Source organism: Nocardia sp. MH4 (genome assembly GCF_019266065.1).
GTDB lineage: Bacteria > Actinomycetota > Actinomycetes > Mycobacteriales > Mycobacteriaceae > Nocardia > Nocardia canadensis.
In genome coordinates this window covers 35,102-57,734 of the sequence record NZ_LPNR01000124.1, presented here as the reverse complement: position 1 = coordinate 57,734, position 22,633 = coordinate 35,102, and the positions used below count along the sequence as shown (strand labels likewise).

18 protein-coding genes are annotated in these 22,633 nt (G+C 69.5%); 12 read left to right on the top strand and 6 right to left on the bottom strand.

The window, feature by feature from the left end; genetic code table 11:
* Positions 1 to 72 precede the first annotated feature (72 nt).
* Positions 73 to 1,548 carry an MFS transporter gene (locus ATM97_RS28335; RefSeq protein WP_218721251.1) on the bottom strand — a complete coding sequence of 492 codons (1,476 nt, stop codon included), beginning with the start codon at positions 1,546 to 1,548 and terminating at the stop codon, positions 73 to 75.
* A gap of 85 nt (positions 1,549 to 1,633) precedes the next feature.
* Between ATM97_RS28335 and ATM97_RS28330 the strand changes: the two genes are divergently transcribed.
* Complete coding sequence (locus ATM97_RS28330) at positions 1,634 to 2,035, top strand: MarR family winged helix-turn-helix transcriptional regulator (protein WP_218721250.1); 402 nt, start codon at positions 1,634 to 1,636, stop codon at positions 2,033 to 2,035.
* Between the two features lie 9 nt (positions 2,036 to 2,044).
* On the opposite strand, the gene ATM97_RS28325 is transcribed toward ATM97_RS28330, so the two are convergent.
* Complete coding sequence (locus ATM97_RS28325; protein WP_218721249.1) at positions 2,045 to 2,890, bottom strand: helix-turn-helix transcriptional regulator; 846 nt, start codon at positions 2,888 to 2,890, stop codon at positions 2,045 to 2,047.
* A 155-nt stretch (positions 2,891 to 3,045) separates the two neighbouring features.
* On the bottom strand, positions 3,046 to 3,651 hold the full coding sequence (locus ATM97_RS28320) for a DUF4282 domain-containing protein (RefSeq protein WP_218721248.1): 606 nt from the start codon (positions 3,649 to 3,651) through the stop codon (positions 3,046 to 3,048).
* Between the two features lie 181 nt (positions 3,652 to 3,832).
* Here ATM97_RS28320 and ATM97_RS28315 point away from each other — a divergent pair, with 181 nt between their 5' ends.
* The 3 genes from ATM97_RS28315 to ATM97_RS28305 all read left to right on the top strand — a co-directional run bounded on the left by ATM97_RS28315 (position 3,833) and on the right by ATM97_RS28305 (position 7,409).
* Positions 3,833 to 4,336 (top strand): hypothetical protein, encoded by a 504-nt coding sequence (locus ATM97_RS28315; protein ID WP_218721247.1) that lies wholly within the window; start codon positions 3,833 to 3,835, stop codon positions 4,334 to 4,336.
* Positions 4,337 to 4,443: 107 nt separating this feature from the next.
* A complete protein-coding gene (locus ATM97_RS28310) occupies positions 4,444 to 6,615 on the top strand; it encodes a molybdopterin-dependent oxidoreductase (RefSeq protein WP_218721246.1) in 2,172 nt (723 codons plus the stop codon).
* A 170-nt stretch (positions 6,616 to 6,785) separates the two neighbouring features.
* Complete coding sequence (locus ATM97_RS28305; RefSeq protein WP_218721245.1) at positions 6,786 to 7,409, top strand: pyridoxamine 5'-phosphate oxidase family protein; 624 nt, start codon at positions 6,786 to 6,788, stop codon at positions 7,407 to 7,409.
* 1 nt (position 7,410) lies between these two features.
* Here the strand turns inward: ATM97_RS28305 and ATM97_RS28300 are convergent, their stop codons facing one another.
* Complete coding sequence (locus ATM97_RS28300; RefSeq protein ID WP_255588564.1) at positions 7,411 to 7,908, bottom strand: GtrA family protein; 498 nt, start codon at positions 7,906 to 7,908, stop codon at positions 7,411 to 7,413.
* A gap of 15 nt (positions 7,909 to 7,923) precedes the next feature.
* Here ATM97_RS28300 and ATM97_RS28295 point away from each other — a divergent pair, with 15 nt between their 5' ends.
* The 3 genes from ATM97_RS28295 to ATM97_RS28285 all read left to right on the top strand — a co-directional run bounded on the left by ATM97_RS28295 (position 7,924) and on the right by ATM97_RS28285 (position 12,269).
* A complete protein-coding gene (locus ATM97_RS28295; protein WP_218721244.1) occupies positions 7,924 to 9,351 on the top strand; it encodes an FAD-binding oxidoreductase in 1,428 nt (475 codons plus the stop codon).
* On the top strand, positions 9,348 to 10,127 hold the full coding sequence (locus tag ATM97_RS28290) for a decaprenylphospho-beta-D-erythro-pentofuranosid-2-ulose 2-reductase (protein WP_218721243.1): 780 nt from the start codon (positions 9,348 to 9,350) through the stop codon (positions 10,125 to 10,127). Before ATM97_RS28295 ends, ATM97_RS28290 begins: the two co-directional genes overlap by 4 nt.
* 171 nt (positions 10,128 to 10,298) lie before the next feature.
* On the top strand, positions 10,299 to 12,269 hold the full coding sequence (locus ATM97_RS28285) for an arabinofuranosyltransferase (RefSeq protein WP_218721242.1): 1,971 nt from the start codon (positions 10,299 to 10,301) through the stop codon (positions 12,267 to 12,269).
* A gap of 90 nt (positions 12,270 to 12,359) precedes the next feature.
* Here the strand turns inward: ATM97_RS28285 and ATM97_RS28280 are convergent, their stop codons facing one another.
* Positions 12,360 to 12,989, bottom strand: coding sequence for a TIGR03086 family metal-binding protein (locus ATM97_RS28280; protein WP_218721241.1), 630 nt, complete (start codon positions 12,987 to 12,989; stop codon positions 12,360 to 12,362).
* Positions 12,990 to 13,082: 93 nt separating this feature from the next.
* Here ATM97_RS28280 and ATM97_RS28275 point away from each other — a divergent pair, with 93 nt between their 5' ends.
* The 5 genes from ATM97_RS28275 (at position 13,083) to ATM97_RS28255 (ending at position 19,199) form a co-directional block, all read left to right on the top strand.
* Entirely contained in the window at positions 13,083 to 14,036 is a 954-nt protein-coding gene (locus ATM97_RS28275) for a YafY family protein (protein ID WP_218721240.1), read from the top strand.
* 176 nt (positions 14,037 to 14,212) lie between these two features.
* Positions 14,213 to 14,755, top strand: a complete 543-nt coding sequence (locus tag ATM97_RS28270) for a hypothetical protein (RefSeq protein ID WP_218721239.1) — start codon at positions 14,213 to 14,215, stop codon at positions 14,753 to 14,755.
* A gap of 214 nt (positions 14,756 to 14,969) precedes the next feature.
* Positions 14,970 to 15,482, top strand: a complete 513-nt coding sequence (locus ATM97_RS28265; protein ID WP_218721238.1) for a hypothetical protein — start codon at positions 14,970 to 14,972, stop codon at positions 15,480 to 15,482.
* A gap of 94 nt (positions 15,483 to 15,576) precedes the next feature.
* Positions 15,577 to 18,864: an arabinosyltransferase domain-containing protein gene (locus ATM97_RS28260; RefSeq protein ID WP_218721339.1), complete on the top strand. Its 3,288-nt coding sequence runs from the start codon at positions 15,577 to 15,579 to the stop codon at positions 18,862 to 18,864.
* Positions 18,865 to 19,037: 173 nt separating this feature from the next.
* Complete coding sequence (locus ATM97_RS28255; protein WP_218721237.1) at positions 19,038 to 19,199, top strand: hypothetical protein; 162 nt, start codon at positions 19,038 to 19,040, stop codon at positions 19,197 to 19,199.
* A gap of 75 nt (positions 19,200 to 19,274) precedes the next feature.
* Here ATM97_RS28255 and ATM97_RS28250 read toward each other — a convergent pair whose 3' ends face one another.
* Positions 19,275 to 22,607: an arabinosyltransferase domain-containing protein gene (locus ATM97_RS28250; protein ID WP_218721236.1), complete on the bottom strand. Its 3,333-nt coding sequence runs from the start codon at positions 22,605 to 22,607 to the stop codon at positions 19,275 to 19,277.
* Positions 22,608 to 22,633: the final 26 nt, after the last annotated feature.

The following is a 22,633-nucleotide window of genomic DNA, read 5'->3' as shown; positions in this document are numbered from 1 at the left end:
CCGAGCTTCAACTCGGGGACGCTGTCAGCGAACAACCCGCACCACGGTTTCGGCCGCGGCGCCAGCCGCCGTCTACACAGTCTCCAGCAGCTTTTCCTCCGCGGCGGGCGCCGCGACGACCCGCTGCCTGCGGCGCGGCAGGAAGACCGTCAGGGCGACCAGCGCGCCGACGATGGTGACGCCCGCGGCGAACTCGAGGCCCGGCCGGTAGGTGTCGAGCATCTGCTGCGGCGTCGCGCCGGCACCGTGGGTGCCGGAGGTGACGATCGCGGTGGTCACCGCGAGCACGATGGCCGCGCCGACCTGCATGGAGGTCTGCAGCACGCCGGCCGCCAGACCCTGTTCGTCGTCGTCGATACCGCTGGTGGCCTGCACGTTGATCGCCGGGAAGCCGACCCAACCGATGCCGATCAGCAGGATGGCGGGCAGCAGCACGGTCAGGTAGTCCGGCGCGGTGTCGACCCGCAGGAACAGCAGGTAGCCCACGGCCATCACGGACATGGTGACGGCGATGACCGGTCCGGTGCCGAAACGATCGATCAGCTTCTCGGAGAAGAACGCCGACCCGACGACCAGGATGCCGACCGGCAGCAGGGCCATCGCCAGCTTCAGCGCCGACCACTCCAGCGTGTCCTGCAGGTACAGGGTGACGATGAACTGCCAGCTGAAGTACGAACCGGCGACCGCGATGATGGCCAGGCTGGCCCGCACCAGCGACACCTTGCGCAGGATGCCCAGCCGCACCAGTGGGTGCCGCACCCGCTGCTCGGTGATCACGAACGCGGCGAACAGGGCGATCACGGCGAGGAACGAAGCGACCGTGCGGACCGAGGTCCAGCCGACCTCCGGCGCGGTGACCACGGTGTAGACCAGCAGCAGCATGCCCGCGGTGGACAGCAGGGCGCCGAGCAGGTCATGTCCGCCTTCCTCGGCCTTACCGTCCTTGGGCACCAGCACGAAGGCGGCGGCCAGCGCGGCCAGGGCGATCGGGACCGGGAGCAGGAAGGTCCAGCGCCAGCCGACGCCGGTCATCAGGCCGCCGAACAGCAGGCCCATCGAGTAGCCGCCCGCACCGAACACGGTGTAGATGGACAGCGCCTTGTTGCGCGCTTTCCCTTCGGCGAAGGTCGTGGTGATGATCGACAGGCCGGTGGGGGCGGTGAACGCGGCGGCCAGGCCCTTGATGAAGCGGGTCACGATCAGCAGGGCCGGATCGCTGACCAGGCCGCCGACCAGCGAGGCGATCGCGAACACGGCCAGGGCGATGAGGAAGACCTTGCGGCGCCCGAGCAGGTCGGCCGTGCGGCCGCCGAGCAGCAGCAGGCCGCCGTAACCGAGGACGTAACCGCTGACGAGCCACTGCAGGGTGGAGGTGGACAGATCGAGCTCGGCGCCGATGGACGGCAGCGCGACGCCGATCATCGAGACGTCGAGCCCGTCGAGGAACAGGACGATGCACAGGGTGATCAGCATGCCCCAGAGCCGGGCGGACCATGTGGTCGGATCGGTCGCCTGATCTGCGGCCGAGAGCGTTGCTGGCGAAGTCATGCGGCGAACATTACATGCGTGCGCATTAAATGCCAACACATAAAATGCCGTTGCATGGAGATGCCCGGACCACTAAGATGGGGCCATGTCGAACCCGGCCACAGCATCAGCTCGGCGCAATGGAGCGCCCACCGAGCTGGTCGGCCAGTGGCGCGAACTGCTCGGACGGCACGCCGCCGTGAGTTGCGCACTGGAGAAGGCGCTTCAGCACGAACACCGCATCGGTCTCAGCGAGTTCGAGACCCTCGATCGACTGGTCGACGCGGACTGTCAGAAGTACCGGATGACCGAGCTGGCGGGTGACATCTACCTGAGTCAGAGCGCGCTCTCGCGCGCGGTGGCCAGACTGGAACGCGACGGCCTGGTCGAGCGCACCATGTGCGCCGAGGACCGCCGCGCCATCTTCGTCCGGGTCACGGAAAAGGGCAGGGCGGTCTACGACCGGGCCCTGCCCACACACCGTTCGGTGCTCGCCGACTCCTGGTAGGAGCCGGGGTCACAGCTCGGCGGAAGCCGCCGCGCTGATGTCGGTGAACGCGCCGCGATAGCGGTCGTAGTCGTTCGGCTTGTCCAGGTAGGCCGAGCCGGCGAAGGTCTCCACGAAGACCACCGGCGGCTCCGGCCGGTCCAGCGAACCGTCGATGCCGAAGTCGAGGATCACGAACCGGCCCGACTCCAGCCCCGCGTGATACCCGGTATCACCGGGGACCACCTGGATTCGCACCGTGTCCAGCTCGGCCAGCTCGCGCAGTCGCGCGCGCTGGCCGGCGAGCACCCGATCGTCACCGATGCGCCTGGTCAGCACCGCTTCGGCGAGCACCACCCGCAATCGCAGCGGCGACTGCGCACGGGTGATCAGCGCCTGCCTGGCCGCGCGCACCCGCAGCCTGCGCTCGAGATCCTCCTCGGTCAGGCCGGGGACGGTTTGCTCGAGCAACGCCCTGGTGTAGTCCTCGGTCTGCAGCAGCGCCGGGACCAGGCCGTCCTCGTAGATCGACAGGCAGGTCGCGGCCTCCTCGAGGCCGATGTAGACCTCGAAGCCCTCCGGGATCACATCGCCGTAGCTCGTCCACCATCCCCTGGCCTTGGTTTCGCGCGCCAGCGCGGCCAGCGGCTCGACGAGTTCCGCCGGCGCGCCGTACACCTTGCACATGGCCTCGACGTCGAGGCTGCGCAACGACGTCTGCCCCGTCTCGATCCGCCAGATCTTCGCTTCCGACCACTCGAGTTGCGCCGCCGCGGTCCTGGTCGTCATCCGCGCCTGATTGCGCAGGTCACGTAAGTGCCTGCCCAGCTGCCTGCGCGGCATCGTCGAACCGGTGACGCCCTGTGGTGAAGCCATACTGCCCCCCTGTATCCAAATCCGGTCTCCCCCATTCTCTTTCGGAGACCGCCCTACGCAGCCGACAATAGGCGTCGGATCTGCGTACGGATTGTTTCACAATGAATCGGACAACGCGCACCACATAGTTTTGGGGCCTGCTCCAGGCGCGATCGCTACTTCTTCTTCCGGAACCGCCAGAACTGCACGGCCCGCACGTCCTCGGAGAGCTGGTTCACCGGTTCGGCGACATCGGAGAGCGCCTGGAAGAGTCCATCGGCCAGCTCACTGATGTGCTCGACCCGGCCCGCGAGCCGGGCGGCGTTGTCGGCGAACTCCAGCATCAGGCGCACCGAGGCCGCGATGGTCAGGCCGAGCGGAACGGCGACCAGTGCGGCGAGGATGCCCAGCAGGACCGAGGCCTTCCACATCAGCACTGTGAGCGCCACCGGGACGCCGATACCGAAGGAGACGACGCCGAGGATGTAGGCCAGCGGCAGCAAGGTCCTGGTCGCGGGCCTGCGGAACTGGACATCGAGCAGTGAACGCAGCACTTCGGCGGCCCACTGCTTGGCGGATCCGGTACTGCGGAACGGGTCATCGAAGCCCGCGTCGCGCGGTATGTCCGAATCGTCCGGGAATTCCTCGCCTTCGGCGGCCTGCCCCGACCGCGCGCCCGCGCGCTTCACATCGGTCTCTTTCCAAGAGAGCCAGCGTGATTCGGCTTCGAACTCCTCGGCATCTCCGTCGGGAGACGAGGACGTACCCGGCGCATCGGTCATGGTCCGAATCCTGCCCGTTTTCGGCCCGCACGCCAAGCCGGATCGGCTCGATCCTCCGATAGCGAAGGTGAGCGAACTGAGACGAAGCAGACACTCTCGAATATTTTTCGGTAACGGCGTAACAAGACGGCCACCCCCAGCCGATACGACCCATGAACGCAGGAACAGAGCTCTTCGGGGAATGGAGAACACAGTGCGCACGACGTTTCCGACCACCACCACGGGCACCGAGAAGGGTGCCGCCGCGCAGGAGTACGCCGCGCGGGGCTGGACGGTTGCCGAAACGGCCAACGGCCTGTGCCTGATCACCGACGATGACATCTCGGCTATCGAGGTCACCGGTGAGATGGCGGGCGAGGTCCGCCGATTCCTGCGCGCCAACAACCTGTCCGGCCCCGTGATCGAGATCCCGGGCCAGGAGCGTCGCGAGATCCACCTGGTCACCGGCGTCCGCAAGGCCGCCATGGCGATCGAGGCCATGCGCGAGGCCGGTGTCGTCGTGCACACCGACGGTGCCAGCATCCCGCTGCCCCCGACCCAGCTCGCCGCCGGCTCCGCCGCCTGGAGCGTCGCCCCGTCCGAGGCCCGCTGGGTCCCGCCGGTCGTCGCCCTCGGTGCCGCCGTCCGCGCCGCCGCGAGCCGCAAGCGCGCCACCCTGACCCCCACGCTGACCCTGGCCAGCTGAGGTAACCAACAGCCCGAACCCTCGACCGCGACGCCTCCCCGACGTCGCGGTCGAGGGTTTTCGGCGTTTTCGAACCCGGGCACCGCGCGCGGCGTAAGGATGGGGACATGGCTCCGCGAACGCTGCTACGCACCTGTCCGCTGTGTGAGGCCGTCTGCGGCCTGACCATCACCCTCGACGAGGCCGACCGAGTGCTCTCGGTCCGCGGCGATCGCGACGACCCGTTCAGCAAGGGCTTCCTCTGCCCGAAGGGCGCGAGCTTCGGCAAGCTCGACGACGACCCCGACCTGGTCACCACCCCGCTCATCCGCGAGGGCGACACGTTCCGCCCCGCGAGCTGGGACGAGGCCTTCGACCTGATCGCGGCCGGGTTCGCCGCGGTCAACGCGGCGCACGGCAGCGGCGCGACCGCGATCTACCTCGGCAATCCCAACGCGCACACCGTCGCGGGGGCGCTGTATCTGCCCGCGCTGATCCGCGCGCTGAGCACCCGGCACATCTACACCGCCAGCACCGCCGACCAGATGCCCAAGCAGGTCGCCGCCGGGCTCATGTTCGGCGACCCGCTGACGGTGCCGGTCCCCGACCTGGACCGCACCGACTTCCTGCTGATGCTCGGCGCGAACCCGCTCGAATCCAACGGCTCGCTGTGCACCGCGCCGGACTTTCCCGGCAGGCTCAAGGCGCTGCGGGCGCGCGGCGGCAAGCTCGTCGTCGTCGACCCGAGGGCGACCAGGACCGCCGACCTCGCCGACGAGCATCTGTTCATCCGGCCGGGCGCCGACGCGTACCTGCTGTTCGCGGTGATCCACACGCTCTTCGCCGAGAACTTGGTCGACCTGCGGATCGAGGTCGACGGCCTCGACGAGCTGCGCGCCGCGTCCCAGGAGTTCGCCCCGGACGCGGTGGTCGAGCGCACCGGCATTCCCGCCGACACCATCCGCGCCCTGGCCCGCGACCTCGCCGCCGCGCCGACGGCGGCCGTCTACGCCAGGATCGGCACCTGCACCGCCGAGTTCGGCACCGTCACCCAGTGGCTGGTCGACGCGATCAACGCGCTGACCGGCAATCTCGACGCCCCCGGCGGCGCCATGTTCGCCACCGCCGCGGCCGGCGGCATCGCGCGCAGCAAGCCGTTCCGGCCGGGCCGCTGGACCAGCCGGGTGCGCGGGCTGCCCGAGGCGATGGGCGAACTGCCGGTGGCGACCCTCGCCGACGAGATCGAGACCCCCGGTCAGGGCCAGATCCGGGCGCTGGTCACGGTCGCGGGTAATCCGGTGCTGTCCGCGCCCAGCGGCGCCCGGCTGGACCGGGGGCTGGCCGAGCTGGACTTCATGGTCAGCGTGGATCGGTACGTCAACGAGACGACCCGGCACGCGAAGGTGATCCTGCCGCCGCCGCGCTCGGTGCAGTCACCGCACTACGACTTCGCGCTGTTGCAGTTCGCGGTGCGCAACTACGCGCGCTACTCGCCGCCGCTGGTCCCGCTCGACGGGCGGCCGTCCGAGTCGGCGGTCATCGCGCGGCTCGCCGCCGCCGTCAGCGGGCAGCCGCACGACGGCACCGGCGCCGCGAGCCCGATCGCCGTGGTCGACGAGCTGGTCATCGCCGGCATGCTGCACAAGGCGGGGATGAGCGACCGGCGCGACGAGCTGGACGGCGTCGACACCACCGAACAGCGCATCGACCTGATGCTCAAGCTCGGCCCCTACGGCGCGTGGAACGGCGGCGAACTGAGCCTGCGCACCCTGCTCGACAATCCGCACGGCCTCGACCTTGGCCCGTTGCGGCCGCGCCTGCCCGGCGTCCTGCGCACCGCAACCGGCCGGGTCGACCTGGCCCCGCGCCTGCTGCTCGACGATGTCGGCAGGCTGCGCGGCAGGCTGGCGGCGAGCGCGCCGGAGATGGTGCTGATCGGGCGCAGGCAACTGCGCTCCAACAACAGCTGGATGCACAACATCGCCGGTCTGGTCGGCGGATCGAACCGCTGCACCCTCCAGATCCACCCCGACGACGCGACCAGACTCGGCCTCGGCGAGCAGGCCGCGATCAGCTCGGCGGCGGGCTCGCTGACCGTCCAGGTCGAGCAGACGCCGACGATCATGCCCGGCGTGGTGAGTTTGCCGCACGGCTGGGGACACGGCGCGAGCACCACGCAATCGGTAGCCAGCGCGCACGCCGGCGTGAACGCCAATGTGCTGACCGACGATTCGGTGGTCGACGCGATCTCCGGCACCGCGGTCTTCAACGGAGTGCCGGTGAAGGTAGAACCGGTCTGATCGGTCTACCTCGGGAAACCCTTGCGCAAACCGGACTTTCGTACCATTCGCAACAATGGACTCGCCCCACGGCTCGTGACAGTCCCCTACACTGGGTGAGATTGCGGTCACAAGCGGGGGTTTCAGCGCGAAACCCGCATCACCCGGTTCGGCTAGCAGAGGGGGCCCCGATGCCCGAGAAACACGTCGGCAGCGACGGAGAGCACGAGCTTCAGGACACGTTGGGCACGACCGAAAGGGCTGGACGCTTCTACGACGACCAGGTGATCGACTACCTGAACCCGTCGATGGTCGAGTTCGTCGGGCGGATGGACATGGCCTTCATCTCCACCGCCGACGCGCACGGCGAATGCGACGCCAGTTTCCGGGCGGGCACACCGGGATTCCTGCACGTGATCGACGAACGCACGATTGCGTACCCCGAATATCGAGGTAACGGGGTGATGGCCAGCCTCGGCAACATCCTCGAGAACCCCCATGTCGGAATCCTGATGATCGACTTCGTGCGCGATCTGATCGGTCTGCACATCAACGGCAAGGCTCGCATGGTTGCCGACAGTGAGCTACGGGAGACCGTCGGCGATCTGCCCGCCGCCGAACGCGGCAAGACCTCGCAGGTATGGGTCGTCGTCGACGTGGAAGAGGCTTACATCCACTGCCGCAAGCACATTCCGCAGATGGTGCCCGTCGCGCGGGATCGGCGCGAGTGGGGCACCGACAACGTCAGGGCCAAGGGCGGCGACTACTTCGGCGTCAAGGCGGGCAAGCAGCCCGCACCCGCCAAGGCCAGCTGACCTACTTGATCTTGAAGATCACCGCACGCTGCACGACGAAGTTGATGACGGTGGCGGTGCCCTGCGCGATCACGAACGCCAGCGGCTGCCGCCACCACTCGCCGGGCAGCGCGAAGTACAGCGCCGCGTTGATGCCGACCTGCACGGCGAAGGTGACCGCGTAGAGCACGACGACGGCGATGAACCGCGCCCTGCTCGGCTCGGCCTTGAACGTCCAGCGCCGGTTGATCAGGTACGCGGTCGTCGTCCCGCAGACGAAGCTGATCGCCTTGGCGAGGCTCACCGGCAGGCCGAGCAGGTTCAGCAGCAGGCTGTAGATGCCGTAGTCGACGATCGCCGAGAGACCGCCGGTCAGCGTGAACCGCACGATCTGCGTCTTCAGGTCTACGTCGGTTCCACCGGGCTCGTCGACCAGCGGAATCTCGGCGGGAAGCGGCAGATGCGGTTGGGCTTGCACGTGAGGAAGACTACGAGACCGGCCGCGTGTCCCGCCATGCATGTAGCCTCTTAGCCGATGTCCGAGAACATTCCGACCGCCACCGGCGAGGCGTTTGCGCTGAATACGCGTACGCGCAAGCTCACCGGATGGGGTCGCACCGCACCCACCTCCGCCGAAGTGCTCTCGACCAGCGATCCCGAGTTGATCGTCAAGGCCGTGAGCATGGTCGCCGAGGACAACGACTCCAAGCCGGCGCACCTGCGACGCGGCGTGATCGCGCGTGGCCTCGGCCGCTCCTACGGGGACAACTCGCAGAACGCGGGCGGCCTCGTGATCGACATGCCCGCGCTGAACAAGATCCACCGCATCGACGCCGCGACCCGCCTGGTCGACGTCGACGGCGGTGTCGATCTGGATCAGCTGATGAAGGCGGCGCTGCCGTTCGGCCTCTGGGTGCCCGTCCTACCCGGGACCAGGCAGGTCACCATCGGCGGCGCGATCGGCTCCGATATCCACGGCAAGAACCATCACAGCGCGGGCAGCTTCGGCAACCACGTCCGCTCGATGGACCTGCTGACCGCCGACGGCGTAGTCCGCACGATCACCGCCGAGTCCGACCCCGAGCTGTTCTGGGCGACCATCGGCGGCTGCGGCCTGACCGGCATCATCCTGCGCGCGACCATCGAGATGACGCCGACCGAGACGGCGTACTTCATCGCCGACGGCGACGTCACCGCCACCCTCGACGAGACCATCGCCTTCCACAGCGACGGCTCCGAGGGCAACTACGAGTACAGCTCGGCCTGGTTCGACGCGATCAGCCCGCTGCCGAAGCTGGGCCGCGCCGCCATCTCGCGCGGCAACCTGGCCAAGCTCGACCAACTGCCCGCGAAGCTGCAGAAGGACCCGCTGCGGTTCAACGGCAAGACCTTCTTCACCCTGCCCGACGTGTTCCCGAACGGGCTGGCCAACAAGTACACCTTCGGCCCGATCGGCGAGGTCTGGTACCGCAAGTCGGGCACCTACCGGGGCAAGGTCCAGAATCTGACGCAGTTCTACCACCCGCTCGACATGCTGGGTGAGTGGAACCGTGGCTACGGCTCCAACGGCTTCCTGCAGTACCAGTTCGTGGTGCCGCCGGAGTCGGTCGAGGAGTTCAAGCGGATCATCATCGACATCCAGGGCTCCGGCTTCTATTCCTTCCTCAATGTGTTCAAGCTGTTCGGCCCGGGCAACCAGGCGCCGTTGAGCTTCCCCATGGAGGGCTGGAACATCTGCGTCGACTTCCCGATCTCGCGCGGGCTCAACGAGTTCGTCAGCGATCTGGACCGGCGGGTGCTCGAGTTCGGCGGCCGGCTCTACACCGCCAAGGACTCGCGGACCAGCGCCGAGTCGTTCCACAAGATGTACCCGCGGATCGACGAGTGGATCAAGGTCCGCCGCAGCGTCGACCCGACCGGCGTGTTCATGTCCGATATGGCCAGGAGGCTGGAGCTCCAGTGATCAACGCAGTTGGCAACCCGCAGACCATCCTGCTGTTCGGCGGCACCTCCGAGATCGGTCTCGCGATCTGCGCCGAGTACCTGCGCAAGGGCCCGGCCCGGGTCGTGCTGGCCAACCTGCCCGGCGATCCGCTGCTCGAGGGCGCGGTCGCCACGCTGAAGGCGGCGGGCGCGACCCAGGTCGACGTCATCGACTTCGACGCGCTCGACACCGAGTCGCACCCGAAGGTCGTCGACCAGGCGTTCGCCGCGGGTGACGTCGACGTCGCCATCGTGGCGTTCGGGGTGCTCGGCGACGCCGAGGAGCTGTGGCAGAACCAGCGCAAGGCGGTCATGACCGTCGGCATCAACTACACCGCCGGTGTCTCGGTGGGCGTGCTGGTCGGCGACAAGTTCAAGGCGCAGGGCCACGGCCGGTTCATCGTGATGTCCTCGGTGGCCGGTGAGCGCGTCCGTCGCTCCAACTTCGTCTACGGCTCGACCAAGGCCGGCCTGGACGGCTTCTACCTCGGCCTCGGCGAGGCGCTGCGCCCGCACGGTCCGCGCGTCACCGTGGTGCGGCCGATGCAGGTGCGCACCTCGGCGACGAAGGCGCACTGGGAGGCCACCGGCTCCAAGGAAGCCCCGCTCACGGTCGATCCCGAGGACGTGGCCCGGCTCGCCGTCGCCGCCTCCGAGAAGGGCACCGAGATCGTCTGGGCGCCCGGCGAGGCCCGCTTCCTGATGTCGGCGCTGCGCCACGTGCCGCGCCCGATCTTCCGCAAGCTGCCGATCTGATCCACCGCTCGTCCTGAACTGCCGCATCCTCTCCGAGGGTGCGGCAGTTCTCGTTCACCGACTACGCCGTGCCCGGCTCGGATCCGTCGTCGGCCGAGCCGACCGACCGGGCCGACTCCACTAGGCTGGCCCGGACCGTGGAGCCCAGTGGAGCCGGAGGATTGCGCGCCGATGACGACCAATGATGAGGTGCGGACGGGGCGCAGGATCGGGTCAGGGCTCGCCGAGGGCGCGACGGCGGCGCTGGTGGCGCTCGTCGTCGCGGCGGTCGGCCTGTACGCCTTCTCGGCGGTGCAGTGGCCTGCGTTCAACTCCTCCAACGTGACTCGGGCGCTGACGACCGTCGGGCAGGTCGTCGCGGTCGCGCTGCTCGTCGTCTCGGTGCTGCTGATCCGGCTGCGCAAGTGGCCGGTGGTCGCGAAACTGGCTTCCTGGGTGGGTATCTCGAGCTTCGTGACGGTGACGCTCGGGATGCCGCTGGCGGCGACCAAGCTCTACCTGTTCGGTGTCTCGGTGGATCAGGAGTTCCGCACCGAGTACCTGACCCGGCTCACCGACAGCGCCGCGCTGCGGGATATGACCTATGTGGACATCCCGCCCTTCTATCCGGCCGGGTGGTTCTGGATCGGTGGCCGGGTGGGCAACGTGCTCGGGATGGACGGCTGGGAAGTGTTCAAGCCGTACGCGATCGGGCTGCTCGCGATCGCCGCGGCGGTGGCGCTGGTGCTGTGGACCCAGTTGGTGCGCGCCGATCTCGCGGTGGGCGCCGCGGCGGCCGTGACCGCGATGACGCTTGCGTACGCCTCGCCCGAGGCGTACGGGGCGGTACTGGTGGTGTTCCTTCCGCCCGTGCTGGTGCTGGCCTGGGGTGCGCTGCACCGATCCTCGGGTGGCTGGGGCGCGGTGCTCGGCACGGGGCTGTTCCTCGGCGTCGCCGCCTGTTTCTACACGCTGTACCTGGCGATCGCGGCGTTCACCGTGGTGCTGATGGCCGTGGTGGCGGCGGGTGTCGCGGTGTACACGCGGCGCGAAGACCTGCGTCCCAGGGTCGGCGGTCCGCGCGCGGTCGGCGGCCCGGCGCCGTGGCGGGCGGCGATCGGGCCGCTGACCAAGCTGGTCGCCATGGGCGCGATCGCCGTGGTGCTCGCGCTGGTGGTGTGGGCGCCCTACCTGCTGAAAATGCTGTCGGGCGCGAAGCTGCCGTCCGGCAACGCCTTCCACTATCTGCCGCAGTCGGGCGCCGAGCTGGCGTTCCCCATGCTGGAGTTCTCGCTGCGAGGTGCGCTGTGCCTGCTCGGGACGCTGTGGCTGGTGCTGCGGGCCGGTTCGTCGCGGCGGGCGCAGGCGCTGGGGCTCGGCGTGCTGGCGATCTATCTGTGGACCCTGCTGTCGATGGCGGCGACCGCGGCGGGGACGACGCTGCTCTCGTTCCGGCTGGAGCCGGTGCTGCTCGCGGTCCTCGCCGCGGCGGGCGTCTTCGGGTTCGTCGAGCTCGCCGGGGTGATCTACCGGGCGCTGCACGAGCCGGCGCCGGCGCGGATCGCGGCCGGTGTGCTCGCGGTGCTGGGCGCGCTGGCCTTCGCCCAGCACATCCCGACCGTGCTCACCCACGAGATCGACACCGCCTACACCGATACCGTGCCCACCGATACCCCCACCGCCGACGGCACTTTCGGCGAGCGGGCCGACAAGCGCAAGCCCTCGGCCGTGGCCTACTACCACGCCGTGGACGAAGCCCTGTTGGCTCGGACCGGCCGTCCCCGTGACGAATCCGTCGTCCTCACCGCCGACACCAGCTTCCTCGCCTTCTACCCCTACTTCGGCTTCCAGGCCCTCACCTCGCACTACGCGAACCCGCTGTCGGACTTCAAGGCCCGCGCCGCCACCATCGCCGCCTGGAGCAAACTCGACTCGTCCCCCGCCCTCCTCGACGCCATGGCCACCGCACCCTGGCGCGCCCCCGACGCCTTCCTCTTCCGCCGCGACGGCGACACCTACACCCTGCGCCTCGCCGAGGACGTCTACCCCAACGACCCGAACGTCAAGCGCTACACGGTCGCCTTCCCGAAGACCCTCTTCACCGACCCCGCCTTCACCACCACCGACATCGGCCCCTTCACCCTGATCACCGTCCGCCGCTGATCCCTGGCTCGATCCGCCGCACGGGTCAGCGCGGCTACCTGCGGGCGGGGCACGCGGTACACACTCTGCAGCACGCACACCGCTCGTCGCTCAGGCGGTGGGGCGGCCGAGGTAGTGCAGCAGGTCGTCGATCGGGCCTGTGGAAGTGGTCTCGACGATGGGGGCGTAGGCGCCCCACTGGCGCAGGGGTTCGATGATCTCGGCGTCGTCGCCGCTGCCGGGAGCCGCGTGGACGGTGCGGGCCGCGGTCAGCAGGTGGGTGGCCAGGTCGGCGGTGAGCGGGGACGGCCGGCCGGTGGCCACGGCGATGTCCCAGGCGTGCACGGCGGCGTCGAGGGCGGCCAGGGTGGCGGCGACCGGGGTGGGCAGCTCGCCGTGCGGGAGCGGGGTGGGGACGGTCGCGGTGTCGTCGGCGACGGTGGCCCAGGCGGCGGCGGTCTCGTCGACGGCCGCGCGGACCAGCTCGATGGCGGAACCGTCGATGGTGCCGGACGGGTCGAAGGGGTTGTAGCTCGGGCCGGGACCGACGCCGAGGGCGGCGGCGTAGGCGAGCTGGTCGCCCGCCGCGTGCTGGACGACCTGGGCGACGGTCCATTCCGAGCACGGGGTCGGCAGGTCCCACTGGTCGGCGCCCACGCCGGCGACGACGTCGCTCAGGGCCTGGTAGGAGGTGGCGACCACGTCGCGCCAGACGGTCTCGAGGGCTGCGGTGCTGTTCATGATGAAGCCTTCCTTCTCGGTGATGACTCCAGCCTAGAAACCTATTAGGCTCGTTTCTTTCCTAATTTCTCCACGACTTCCGACGAGGTGGGAATGGCCGCGACGACACCCCGCGTCCTGCGTCTGCTCGCCCTGCTCCAGGACCGCGCCTACACCGGGCGCGAACTCGCCGAACGCCTCGACATCACCGAACGCACCGTCCGCAACGACATCGCCCGACTGCGCGAGCTCGGCTACCCCGTGCACGCCGAACGCGGCGCGATCGGCGGCTACCGGCTGGGCCGCGGCGCCACCATGCCGCCGCTGCTGCTCGACGACGAGGAAGCGGTCGCCGTCGCCCTGTCGATCGCCGTGGCCGCCGACGGCGCGCTCGCCGTCTCCGATCTGGGCGACCAGCTCGCGAGGGCCCTGCGCAAGATAGAGCAGATCCTGCCGAAACGCTTGCAGCGCAAGGTCTCCGCACTGCACGAGGCCACCGAGATCGGCCCGGCCACCACCGGCTCCCGCGAGCCCGACGCCCCGGTTGCGGCAGGCATCCTCACCACCCTGGCCGACGCGGTGCGCCGCACCACCGCGGTCACCGTCGACGACGGCGTCGAACTGGAGCCGTATCGCCTGATCAACTGGCAACGCCGCTGGTACCTGGTCGCCTACAGCATGAGAACCCATGCCTGGGAGGCGATTCCGGCCGCCCGGATCACCCGTGCGAGCCCGGGTAGCCGGGTGTTCGCCCCCCGCAGGCTGCCCGATGACGACCTGGTCGCCTTCGTCATGCGCCACATCGCGACCACCGGCTGGCGGGTGCACGCGCGCGTGACGGTCCTCGCGCCCGCCGAGACCGTCATCGCCCGGATCAATCCCGCGGTCGGGGTGGTGGAACCGATCGACGCGCGCACCTGCCTGCTGCACACCGGCGCCGACGCGATGGAGACGATCGCGATCTACCTGAGCATGCTGATGATGGATTTCCGCGTCGACGGTCCACCCGAACTGGTCGCGCACCTGCGCACCCTGGCCCGCCGCTATACCGAGTCCACGCCGCCGTGACCGGCCCACCGGATCGTTTCCGTTCTGCCGCAACCCGGTGTCGAGGCCGCTCGACAGCACTACACTGACTGGTGCGGCACGGTCGCCGCCGGCGGGCGAGCACCACGGCGGATGGCGTTGGAATCTTCGATCCTGCACGTCACGGGTCTCGGCGACCCGCTACCGGAGGAGGACGTATGTCCGATCCGTTGCACACGAGGGTGTGCCTCACCGGCCTGAACTGCTCCTGCCCGAGCATCAGCTTCTTCGTGGTGCCCGAGCCCCTGGTCCGCGGCGGGCAGATGCTGCACCTGCTCGAACAGGCCCCGGTCGCGGGACGAATACCGGAGCCGAAACCCGACACCGAACTGATCGAGCTGATCGAAGCCGTCCGCACGCCGCTGAGCACCCGCGGCCTCGCCCACCTCGAGCGCGTCGCCTTCGCGGGCCCGCGCCACGATCCGCCGACCGCGCGCACCGTCCTGCACGACCATCTCATCGAGGAACCGCAACCGTGGGGCCTGGACGTGGACGATCCGGCGGAGCTGGTCCGGCTGGATCTGCTGCCCGAGCACCGCATCGGCCCGCGCCGCATCGATGATTTCCAGGCGCATTCGGTGCGCCAGGCGATGGCGGCGGTCTATCGGTACTTCGGGATCGACCAACGCATCCCGCTCGTCTATCACGGATTCGCGGACCCACTGGACGGTTGGTTCGCGCTACGCGCGGCCGCGGCCTGAACGCGCTGGTCAGAAGCACACAACCGGCTGTTGTGTTGATCGACACCCGGTAGCTACTGGTATGCGGGAACGCGATAGACCACAATATGTCCGGTCAGTGTCAACAAACCGCACGGTTCGTGTCGCGGGGCGGGTACGCTGCGAAATGTTGGAAGTTCGGCCGACCGAAATCAGTTTTGGTAGTGCTGATCGGTACGGATGCAGAGGTATAGCTATGACGCTCAGCAGACCCGAGCGGATCGATCTCTTGCTGACACGTCCGCACCGTCAAGAACCCGAGCCGGCGCCCCGCGAACAGCTGGCCACGCTCGGCGAGATCGAACAGACGGTCGTCGACGCCGCGATCGCGATGCTCGCGCCGGGCCAGAAGTTCGCGCTGCTGTGGTCGTTGCAGGTCGGCGAGCAGGCCGTGGCGGGCGTGCAGGTCAAGGAGCGCGACGGATCGGTCACCAACATGGTGCCGCCGGCCGAGGTGCTCGAGTACCTGATCGATCACAAGCGCATGTCCTACGACCCGAGCGTCGGCACCTGGCTCAGCGCCGAGATCTTCATCGCCGGGCCCACCCGCTACAAGGCCACCTTCGCCACCGGCACCGTCGCGGACTGGATGCCGGAGGTCTCCGAGGAGGACCTGCGGCACGAGTTCGACGCTTTCCCGCGCCCCGCCGCCGAGATCCCCGATTGGGCCCGCACGCAGCTCGATTGGAGCGACCGCCGGACGGGCTGAGCCCCGTTGTGCCGCGGCGCCGAGTCGCGCACAGGTTCGATGGCTAGCATCAACCCCCGTGCTGCGATCTGAACGAGCGTTCACCCGATACCGCATGGTCGCCCTCGTCTGCGGGCTCCTCGGTTTCGTGCTTGCCCTGCTGACGCCGCTGCTGCCGGTGCGCCAGGACCGCGCGAGCCTGGACTGGCCGCAACCCGGCGCGACCAGTGTCGAGGCCCCGCTGGTGTCGTATGTGCCGCAGCAGCTCGACGCGCAGCTGCCGTGCACGGTGCTGCGCGACCTGCCCGAGACCGGGACCACGACGCTGGTCGGCACCATCCCGGCGGCCTCCGGCCAGACCTCGCGTGGCCTCACCGTCGCCGTGCGGGACGGGGTGCTCGGGGTGCAGGCGCGCGACGTGCCGATGCTCTCGGCGCCGGTCGCCGAGATCGCGAACTGCGACCGGATCACCATCACCTCCACCATCGCGGCCACCACGGTCGAGTTCACCGGGGTGACGCGCCAGGACGGCAGCCCGTTCCGCAACACCGTCACCGTCGACAAGCGGCCCCAGATCGTCGGCGTCTTCACCGATCTCGACGCCGCCGCGCTCAGCGGCGCCCGCGTGCACGCCGACATCGATTCCCGCTTCACCTCCACGCCAACCACGCTCAAGCTGGTGACGATGATCGCCGCCGCGGTCCTCACCGTCCTCGCGCTGATCGCGCTGCATCTGCTCGACACCACCGACGGCAGGCGCGCGCGCCGGTTCCTGCCGCGGCACTGGTGGCGGATCACGCCGACCGACGTCGTCGTGGTCGTGACGCTGCTGGGCTGGCATGTCATCGGCGCCAACACCTCCGACGACGGCTACATCCTGAACATGGCCCGCGCGTCGGGCCCGTCGGGCTACATGGCCAACTACTACCGCTGGTTCGGCGTCCCCGAGGCCCCGTTCGGCTGGTCCTACGAGTTGCTGGCCTGGATGACCAAGGTCTCCGACGCCAGCCCCTGGATGCGCCTGCCCGCCCTCGCCGCCGGCCTGGTGTGCTGGGCGGTGATCAGCCGGGAAGTGCTGCCGCGCCTGGGCGCCCGGGTGCGCCGCGACAAGGTGGCGCTGTGGACGGCCGGGCTGGTGTTCCTGGCGTTCTGGCTGCCCTACGACAACGGCCTGCGCCCCGAGCCGCTGATCGCGGCGGGCGCGCTGCTCACCTGGTGCCTGATCGAACGCGCCATCGCCACCGCCCGGCTGCTGCCCGCGGCGCTGGCGATCCTGGTCGCCGCGTTCTCGCTGGCCGCCGGGCCGACCGGGTTGATCTGCATCGCCGCGCTCATCGCGGGGACCAGGCCGGTCATGCAGATCATCATCAAGCGCGCCCAGGGCGTGCGCCCGCGCCGGATCGCCGCCGACGCGCACGCGGCGGACGCCGATCCCATCGACGCGAGCACCACGAACAGCGAGCGTCCTCGACTGTCGCCGGCGACCACGTTCTTCCGCTACGCCGCCCTGCTCGCGCCGGGACTGGCGGCGGGCACGCTGGTCCTGATCGTGGTCTTCGCCGACCAGACCCTGGCCACCGTCATGGAGGCCACCCGGGTCCGCACGCTCGTCGGCCCCAACGTGGCCTGGTTCGACGAGCGCACCCGCTGGGACTCGCTGTTCATGCTCTCCCCCGACGGCTCGCTGGCGCGCCGTTTCGGCGTGCTGGTGCTGCTGCTGTGCCTGCTCGTGTGCGTCCTGCAGGTGCTGCGCAAGGGCCGCATCCCCGGCACCTCGCGCGGGCCGTCGGTGCGCATCCTCGGCATCGTCTTCGGCGCGCTGCTGCTGATGATGTGGACGCCGACCAAGTGGACCCACCACTTCGGCGTGTACGCCGGGCTGGCCGGGTCGCTGGCCGCGCTGGCCGCGGTCGCGGTGGGCGCCAACGGCATCCGCGCGCCACGCAATCGCGCGCTGTTCACCGCGGCGGTGCTTTTCCTGCTCGCGATGACCTTCACCGGGTCCAACGGCTGGTGGTACGTCTCCAGCTACGGCGTGCCGTTCTGGGACAAGGCGCCGCTGGTGGCGGGCAAGGGCATCTCGACGCTGTTCCTCGGACTCGCCGTGCTGGCGCTGCTGGTCGCGCTCTACTTCCATCTGCGCGATCCCTACCGCACGCCGTCGGCGCCGAACCGCTTCGACCGGTTGGCCACCATGCCGCTGACCATCGCGGCCGCGCTGCTGGTGCTGTTCGAGGTGGCCTCGATGGCCAAGGGCGCGCTCACCCAGTACCCGGCCTATTCGATCGCCAAGTCGAACATCGAGTCGCTGGCCGGGGACACCTGCGGACTCGCCAACGACGTCCTGGTGGAGACGAACACCGCCGATTCGCTGCTCACCCCCTACACCGGCGCCCCCGCCGACGGCCTGAGCGCCGAATCCACCGGCTTCACCCCCAACGGCGTCGCCGCCGACCTCACCGCCGACGCCGACGAGACCGTGGTCGGCGGGGCGAACTCGGTCGACAAGGACTCCGCGAACAAGACCACCAACACCACCGGCGCGGGCACCGGCGGCGGGACGAGCACCGAATCGGGCATCAACGGCAGCACCGTCGCGCTGCCGTTCGGCCTCGACCCCGCGCGCACGCCCGTCCTCGGCTCCTATCAGGACGGCGTGCAGCAGCAGGCCAAGCTGACCTCGCAGTGGTACCGCCTCGACCTCGACACCGTCCGCGACGACCCGGCCTACCAGGCGCTCGTCGTCACCGCGGCCGGGCGCATCCGCTACGTCGACACCGACGGCGTCGTGCACTACGGCCAGGACCTGCGCCTGGAGTACGGCACGCGCGCCGCCGACGGCAGTGTCACGATGACCGGCTCGGTCGCGCCGATGGACATCGGCCCCGCGCCGTCCTGGCGCAACCTGCGCGTGCCGCTGGATCAGCTGCCGGCCGGCGTGAACGCGGTGCGCTTGGTCGCCGCCGACAACGACATCACCCAGAAGCAGTGGCTGGCCGTGACGCCGCCCCGGCTACCGAAGCTGGCGACGCTGCAATCGGTGGTCGGCGAGACCGACCCGGTGCTGCTGGACTGGCACGTCGGCCTGGCCTTCCCCTGCCAGCGGCCCTTCGACCACCACGACGGCGTCGCCGAGGCACCGCAGTGGCGGATCCTGCCCGACCGGGTCGGCTCCGACGCCTCCAACGCCTGGCAGGACGACATCGGCGGCGGCCCGCTCGGGTGGACAGGATTGCTGCTGAAGGCCGAGACTGTCCCCACCTATCTCGACCACGACCTCGGCCGGGACTGGGGCGCACTGGAGCGCTTCACCCCCTACCAGCCCGCGCCGCCCGCCGAGATCTCGGTGACGGTCGTGAACCAGTCGGGGCGGGCGAAGGAGCCGGCGATCCGCGCGCAGTAGGGGCCACGCGGACGGGCGAGTGTGACTGTGCCAGCGGAAGGGCAGTGACCGGGCGTATACGCATGTACGGCGCGAAAATCGTAGCGGCCGTTAGCGTTTCGTGTACGTGAAACGCCTGTAAATGCCTGCCGAATGCCCTCCGTCCCCTGGTTTGAGCACGTACCCTGTTGGGTATGACAGGAGCCTTCGATGACATGGATCTGCGAGATCTCGTCGAGCTGCTCAGCGATGACGAGAAAAAGGAACTACGACCGGCTGTGATGCGGGTGCTGGATAGATTGCCTTCGCAAGAGGTATTACGTCGCGACCTCAACCGTCGCATGCTCAACGTCTGACTCCTGCTACCCCGCCAACGACAGAAGGCGCGGCCCCACCGAGTGGGTCCGCGCCTTCCTACTGTCCGGCGTCGATCAGAACACGCGCAGCGGTCCCGGCGTCCACAGGCCGTCGCGGGTCTCGGTGCCCGTCTTCAGCTGCGCGGGCTCGGCCTTGAGGTACTGGTCGTAACGCTCCAGCGAACCCCAGTCCCGCGCCCAGTCGTCCTTCAGGTAGGTCGGGATGGTCACCCGGCTCGCCAGCATCTGCGAGAAGCCGAGCGGGCCACCGAACTCCTCGGCCTGCCAGGTATCGGTGGAGGAGATCGCCAGCGGGCGATCCGGCAGGATGCGGTAGTTCGGCACCTCGGCGACGCCGTTCTTGTGCGCGAACGGCCGCTGGCACGGGAACTGCAGGCCGACGGCCCAGTCCAGCAGCACCGGTTGGGTGCGGCCGATGAAGGTGTCCAGGGTCTGCAGCTTGGGCACCCGCGGCGGGGTGAACGCCAGCCACTGGTCACCGATCAGGATCGGGTCGTTGGCCATGATGCGGACCGCGTTCGCCTCGGCGGGCAGGTCGGCCAGCGGGACGCGCAAGTTGCGCCAGGACGGGAACGGGCCGATATCGCGGGGCAGGTAGGTGCCCAGCGTGGCGACGCTGCCGTCCGGGTTGCGGGTGCCGTACTCCACGAGCAGCGACTGACCGTACTTGTCGGCGCCGGTGTCGTCCTTGGAGGCGATGCGGCCCGCCGCGGAGATCACGACCAGCGGCGAGTCGTCGGACCGGGCCGGCAGCCCGTACCAGGACGACTCCAGGTGCGCGGGCTGCTGCACGCCCTCCTGGTAGGAGCCGAGGATCGGGGTCCGCGCCGGGTCGAGCCCGAACGGCAGGGCCACGGTCGACCCGTTGACGCCCCGCGCGCCCTCACCGCCGCCGGTGCCCGCGCTCTCGCCTTCGGCGAAGGCCGCGCCGACCGACTGGTTGCTGGTGTTGCCGGTGCCCGGCTTCACCTCGACCGCGTCCGCGGACAGATCGCTCGGCACGCCGTTGGGCGTGAAGCCGACCGAGCCGGTTCCGGCCAGCGGATCGTTCGGGTCGGTGAGCGGCGTGGCCGGATCGACGATCGGATCGAGTCTGCCGCTGTTCGGGTCGGACTCGACGAGCACATCGTTGGCCAGGCCGCAGGCGTTGCCGCCCAGCGCGTCGATGTTGGAGCGGGCCAGCGAGTACGCCGGGTACTGCTGGGTGGCGCCCTTGACCAGCGACAGCACCTCGAACAGCACCATCAGCCCGACCACGACGGTCAGCGGGATGGCGGCGAACTTGCGGATCCGCCTGCCCCGCACGGTCTTCGCCGACGGCTGCGGTTTCACGTAGTCCTCGCGCAGGGCGTACCAGCCGACCAGCGCCAAGGCCACGCCGAACAGGATCAGCATCACCGTGTTGGAGTTGATCCCGCGCAGCGAGATGGTCTTGTCGAACCACGGCACGCCGTAGCTGGAGACATACCAGTAGCCGTTGATGCCCGAGAACGACAGCGCGAGCACGAACAGCAACCCGGCCAGGAAGATCGCCCGGTTCTTGCGTGAGCGCAGCGCGCTCTGCGAGACGGCCACCGCCGTCACCGCCGCCAGCGAACCCGCGATGCCCGCGTAGGCGCCGAAGTGGTGGGTCCACTTCGTCGGGTTGAACATCATGAAGAAGATCGTGCCGAAGACGATCCCCATCAGCCGCCACGTCGGACCGGACGCGATACCGGGCACCTGACGGCGGCGCAGCAGCACCAGCAGCGTGGTGAACAGGCAGAGCAGCATCACCAGGAAGGCGAAGCGCCGGGCCAGCGAGCCGTCGACGGTCTCGACGAACATGTAGTAGTAGCGCAGGTAGTCCTCGTACCAGGCCAGGTTCGGGCCGGTGGCCTGGCGCACCCGGTTGGCCTCCTGGATACCGGCGAAGGTCTGGTCGCCGTAGACCACGACCAGCACCAGCAGTCCCGCCGACGCGATCGGGGCCAGCAGCGGCAGCGTGCCGAACTGCCGGTGCCTGCGCACGATGATCCGCACCAGCGGCCGGATGCCGGCCAGCAGCGCGGCCACACACATCAGGCCGGTCGGGGCGGCGGCCAGGGTGAAGGCCGCGATCAGCACCGCGATCCCGGCGGGCAGCAGCCTGCCGGTGGCGATGGCGCGCTCGATGGAGACCCAGGTGAGCAGCGCGCCGAGGGCGACGATCGGCTCCGAGCGCAGGCCGTTGTCGAACGGCAGCCAGAACGCCAGGAACACCAGGCCGCCGGTCCACAGCGCCACCTGCGAGCGCTTCACCGCGTTGCCGAGGCGGGGCACCACCTCGCGGCTGATGACCATCCAGCACAGGATTCCGCACAGCAGCGCGGGCAGGCGCACCCACGGGCTCGCCGTGGAGATCTCGGCGAAGACCTGGATGACGTAGTAGTACCAGCCGAACGGCGCCTCGGGGACGCCGTACCAGCGGAAGTAGTTGGCCGTGTAGCCCGCGTCGGGGGCCACTCGCACCATCGACAGGATGTAGCCGTCGTCGGAGGTGTTGGCGCCGACGAAATGCCAGACCAGCAGCGTGCCGATGACCGCGCCGTCGGCCCAGGTCGGCTTCAGCCAGTTCTTCGGCAGGAACCGGCGGTGCCCGCGCCCGTCGCTGCCGTCGAGCGCGGCCAGCGCGCCCAGCGCCAGCAGGGTGCACAGCACGGCGGCGATGATCGCGACCAGCTTGATCACCGACGGGCTGGAGGAGAAGCGCGAGTCGATCGTCGAGGTCAGCGACAGTCCCGGCGGGGCCTCGCCCTTGAGATCGGAGAACACCCCGACGATCTGCGGCCGCAGATCACCGGCGAGCTGACCCTGCACCGGCACCTGCACGGTCTCGACCGCGCCGGGCTGACCGGGGATCGGCCGCTCGATCTCCTTGGTCAGGCCCGTGAACTCGGCCGTGGTGCGGTTCTGATCGGAGCTGATGACGATCGCCGAGCAGCCGTCCATCGCCGCGCGGTCCGCCGAGGCGACCACCGCGTTGCGGTCGACCACGTCGACGGAGGTGTCGGAGACGCGGACGAACAGCGCCTCGAGCGCGGCCCGGTCGCCCTGCGGCGGCGCGGTGGCCAGCAGCATGCCGCCCTGCGCGGGCAGCGTCGCGACCGCCGCGCACGGGATGGTGGCGTTCAGGTCGATCGGCACCTGCGACATCAGCGGTGCCTGGATATTGCCGAGCTTGCCGTTCTGCGGCCAGTTCAGCTGCGCGGTCGTCTGGGTGACCGGCAGGAACGGCGTCGCCACCGCGAAGAGGGCGCCGAGGATTCCGGCGACGAGCGCGATCCATCGCGCGATCCGGAAGTCCTTCGGGGACGCCACCGGTTCGGCAGGTGGCTTGGTGAGAACAGCTGTTGCGGCGTCTGGCACGGTTCGCCATGGTATCCGCACCAGGG

Coding starts and splice junctions, on each gene's coding strand:
- ATM97_RS28335 (WP_218721251.1), bottom strand. CDS start 1,548: ATGACTTCGCCAGCAACGCTCTCGGCCGCAGATCAGGCGACCGATCCG.
- ATM97_RS28330 (WP_218721250.1), top strand. CDS start 1,634: ATGTCGAACCCGGCCACAGCATCAGCTCGGCGCAATGGAGCGCCCACC.
- ATM97_RS28325 (WP_218721249.1), bottom strand. CDS start 2,890: ATGGCTTCACCACAGGGCGTCACCGGTTCGACGATGCCGCGCAGGCAG.
- ATM97_RS28320 (WP_218721248.1), bottom strand. CDS start 3,651: ATGACCGATGCGCCGGGTACGTCCTCGTCTCCCGACGGAGATGCCGAG.
- ATM97_RS28315 (WP_218721247.1), top strand. CDS start 3,833: ATGGAGAACACAGTGCGCACGACGTTTCCGACCACCACCACGGGCACC.
- ATM97_RS28310 (WP_218721246.1), top strand. CDS start 4,444: ATGGCTCCGCGAACGCTGCTACGCACCTGTCCGCTGTGTGAGGCCGTC.
- ATM97_RS28305 (WP_218721245.1), top strand. CDS start 6,786: ATGCCCGAGAAACACGTCGGCAGCGACGGAGAGCACGAGCTTCAGGAC.
- ATM97_RS28300 (WP_255588564.1), bottom strand. CDS start 7,908: ATGCATGGCGGGACACGCGGCCGGTCTCGTAGTCTTCCTCACGTGCAA.
- ATM97_RS28295 (WP_218721244.1), top strand. CDS start 7,924: ATGTCCGAGAACATTCCGACCGCCACCGGCGAGGCGTTTGCGCTGAAT.
- ATM97_RS28285 (WP_218721242.1), top strand. CDS start 10,299: ATGACGACCAATGATGAGGTGCGGACGGGGCGCAGGATCGGGTCAGGG.
- ATM97_RS28280 (WP_218721241.1), bottom strand. CDS start 12,989: ATGAACAGCACCGCAGCCCTCGAGACCGTCTGGCGCGACGTGGTCGCC.
- ATM97_RS28275 (WP_218721240.1), top strand. CDS start 13,083: ATGGCCGCGACGACACCCCGCGTCCTGCGTCTGCTCGCCCTGCTCCAG.
- ATM97_RS28270 (WP_218721239.1), top strand. CDS start 14,213: ATGTCCGATCCGTTGCACACGAGGGTGTGCCTCACCGGCCTGAACTGC.
- ATM97_RS28265 (WP_218721238.1), top strand. CDS start 14,970: ATGACGCTCAGCAGACCCGAGCGGATCGATCTCTTGCTGACACGTCCG.
- ATM97_RS28260 (WP_218721339.1), top strand. CDS start 15,577: ATGGTCGCCCTCGTCTGCGGGCTCCTCGGTTTCGTGCTTGCCCTGCTG.
- ATM97_RS28255 (WP_218721237.1), top strand. CDS start 19,038: ATGACAGGAGCCTTCGATGACATGGATCTGCGAGATCTCGTCGAGCTG.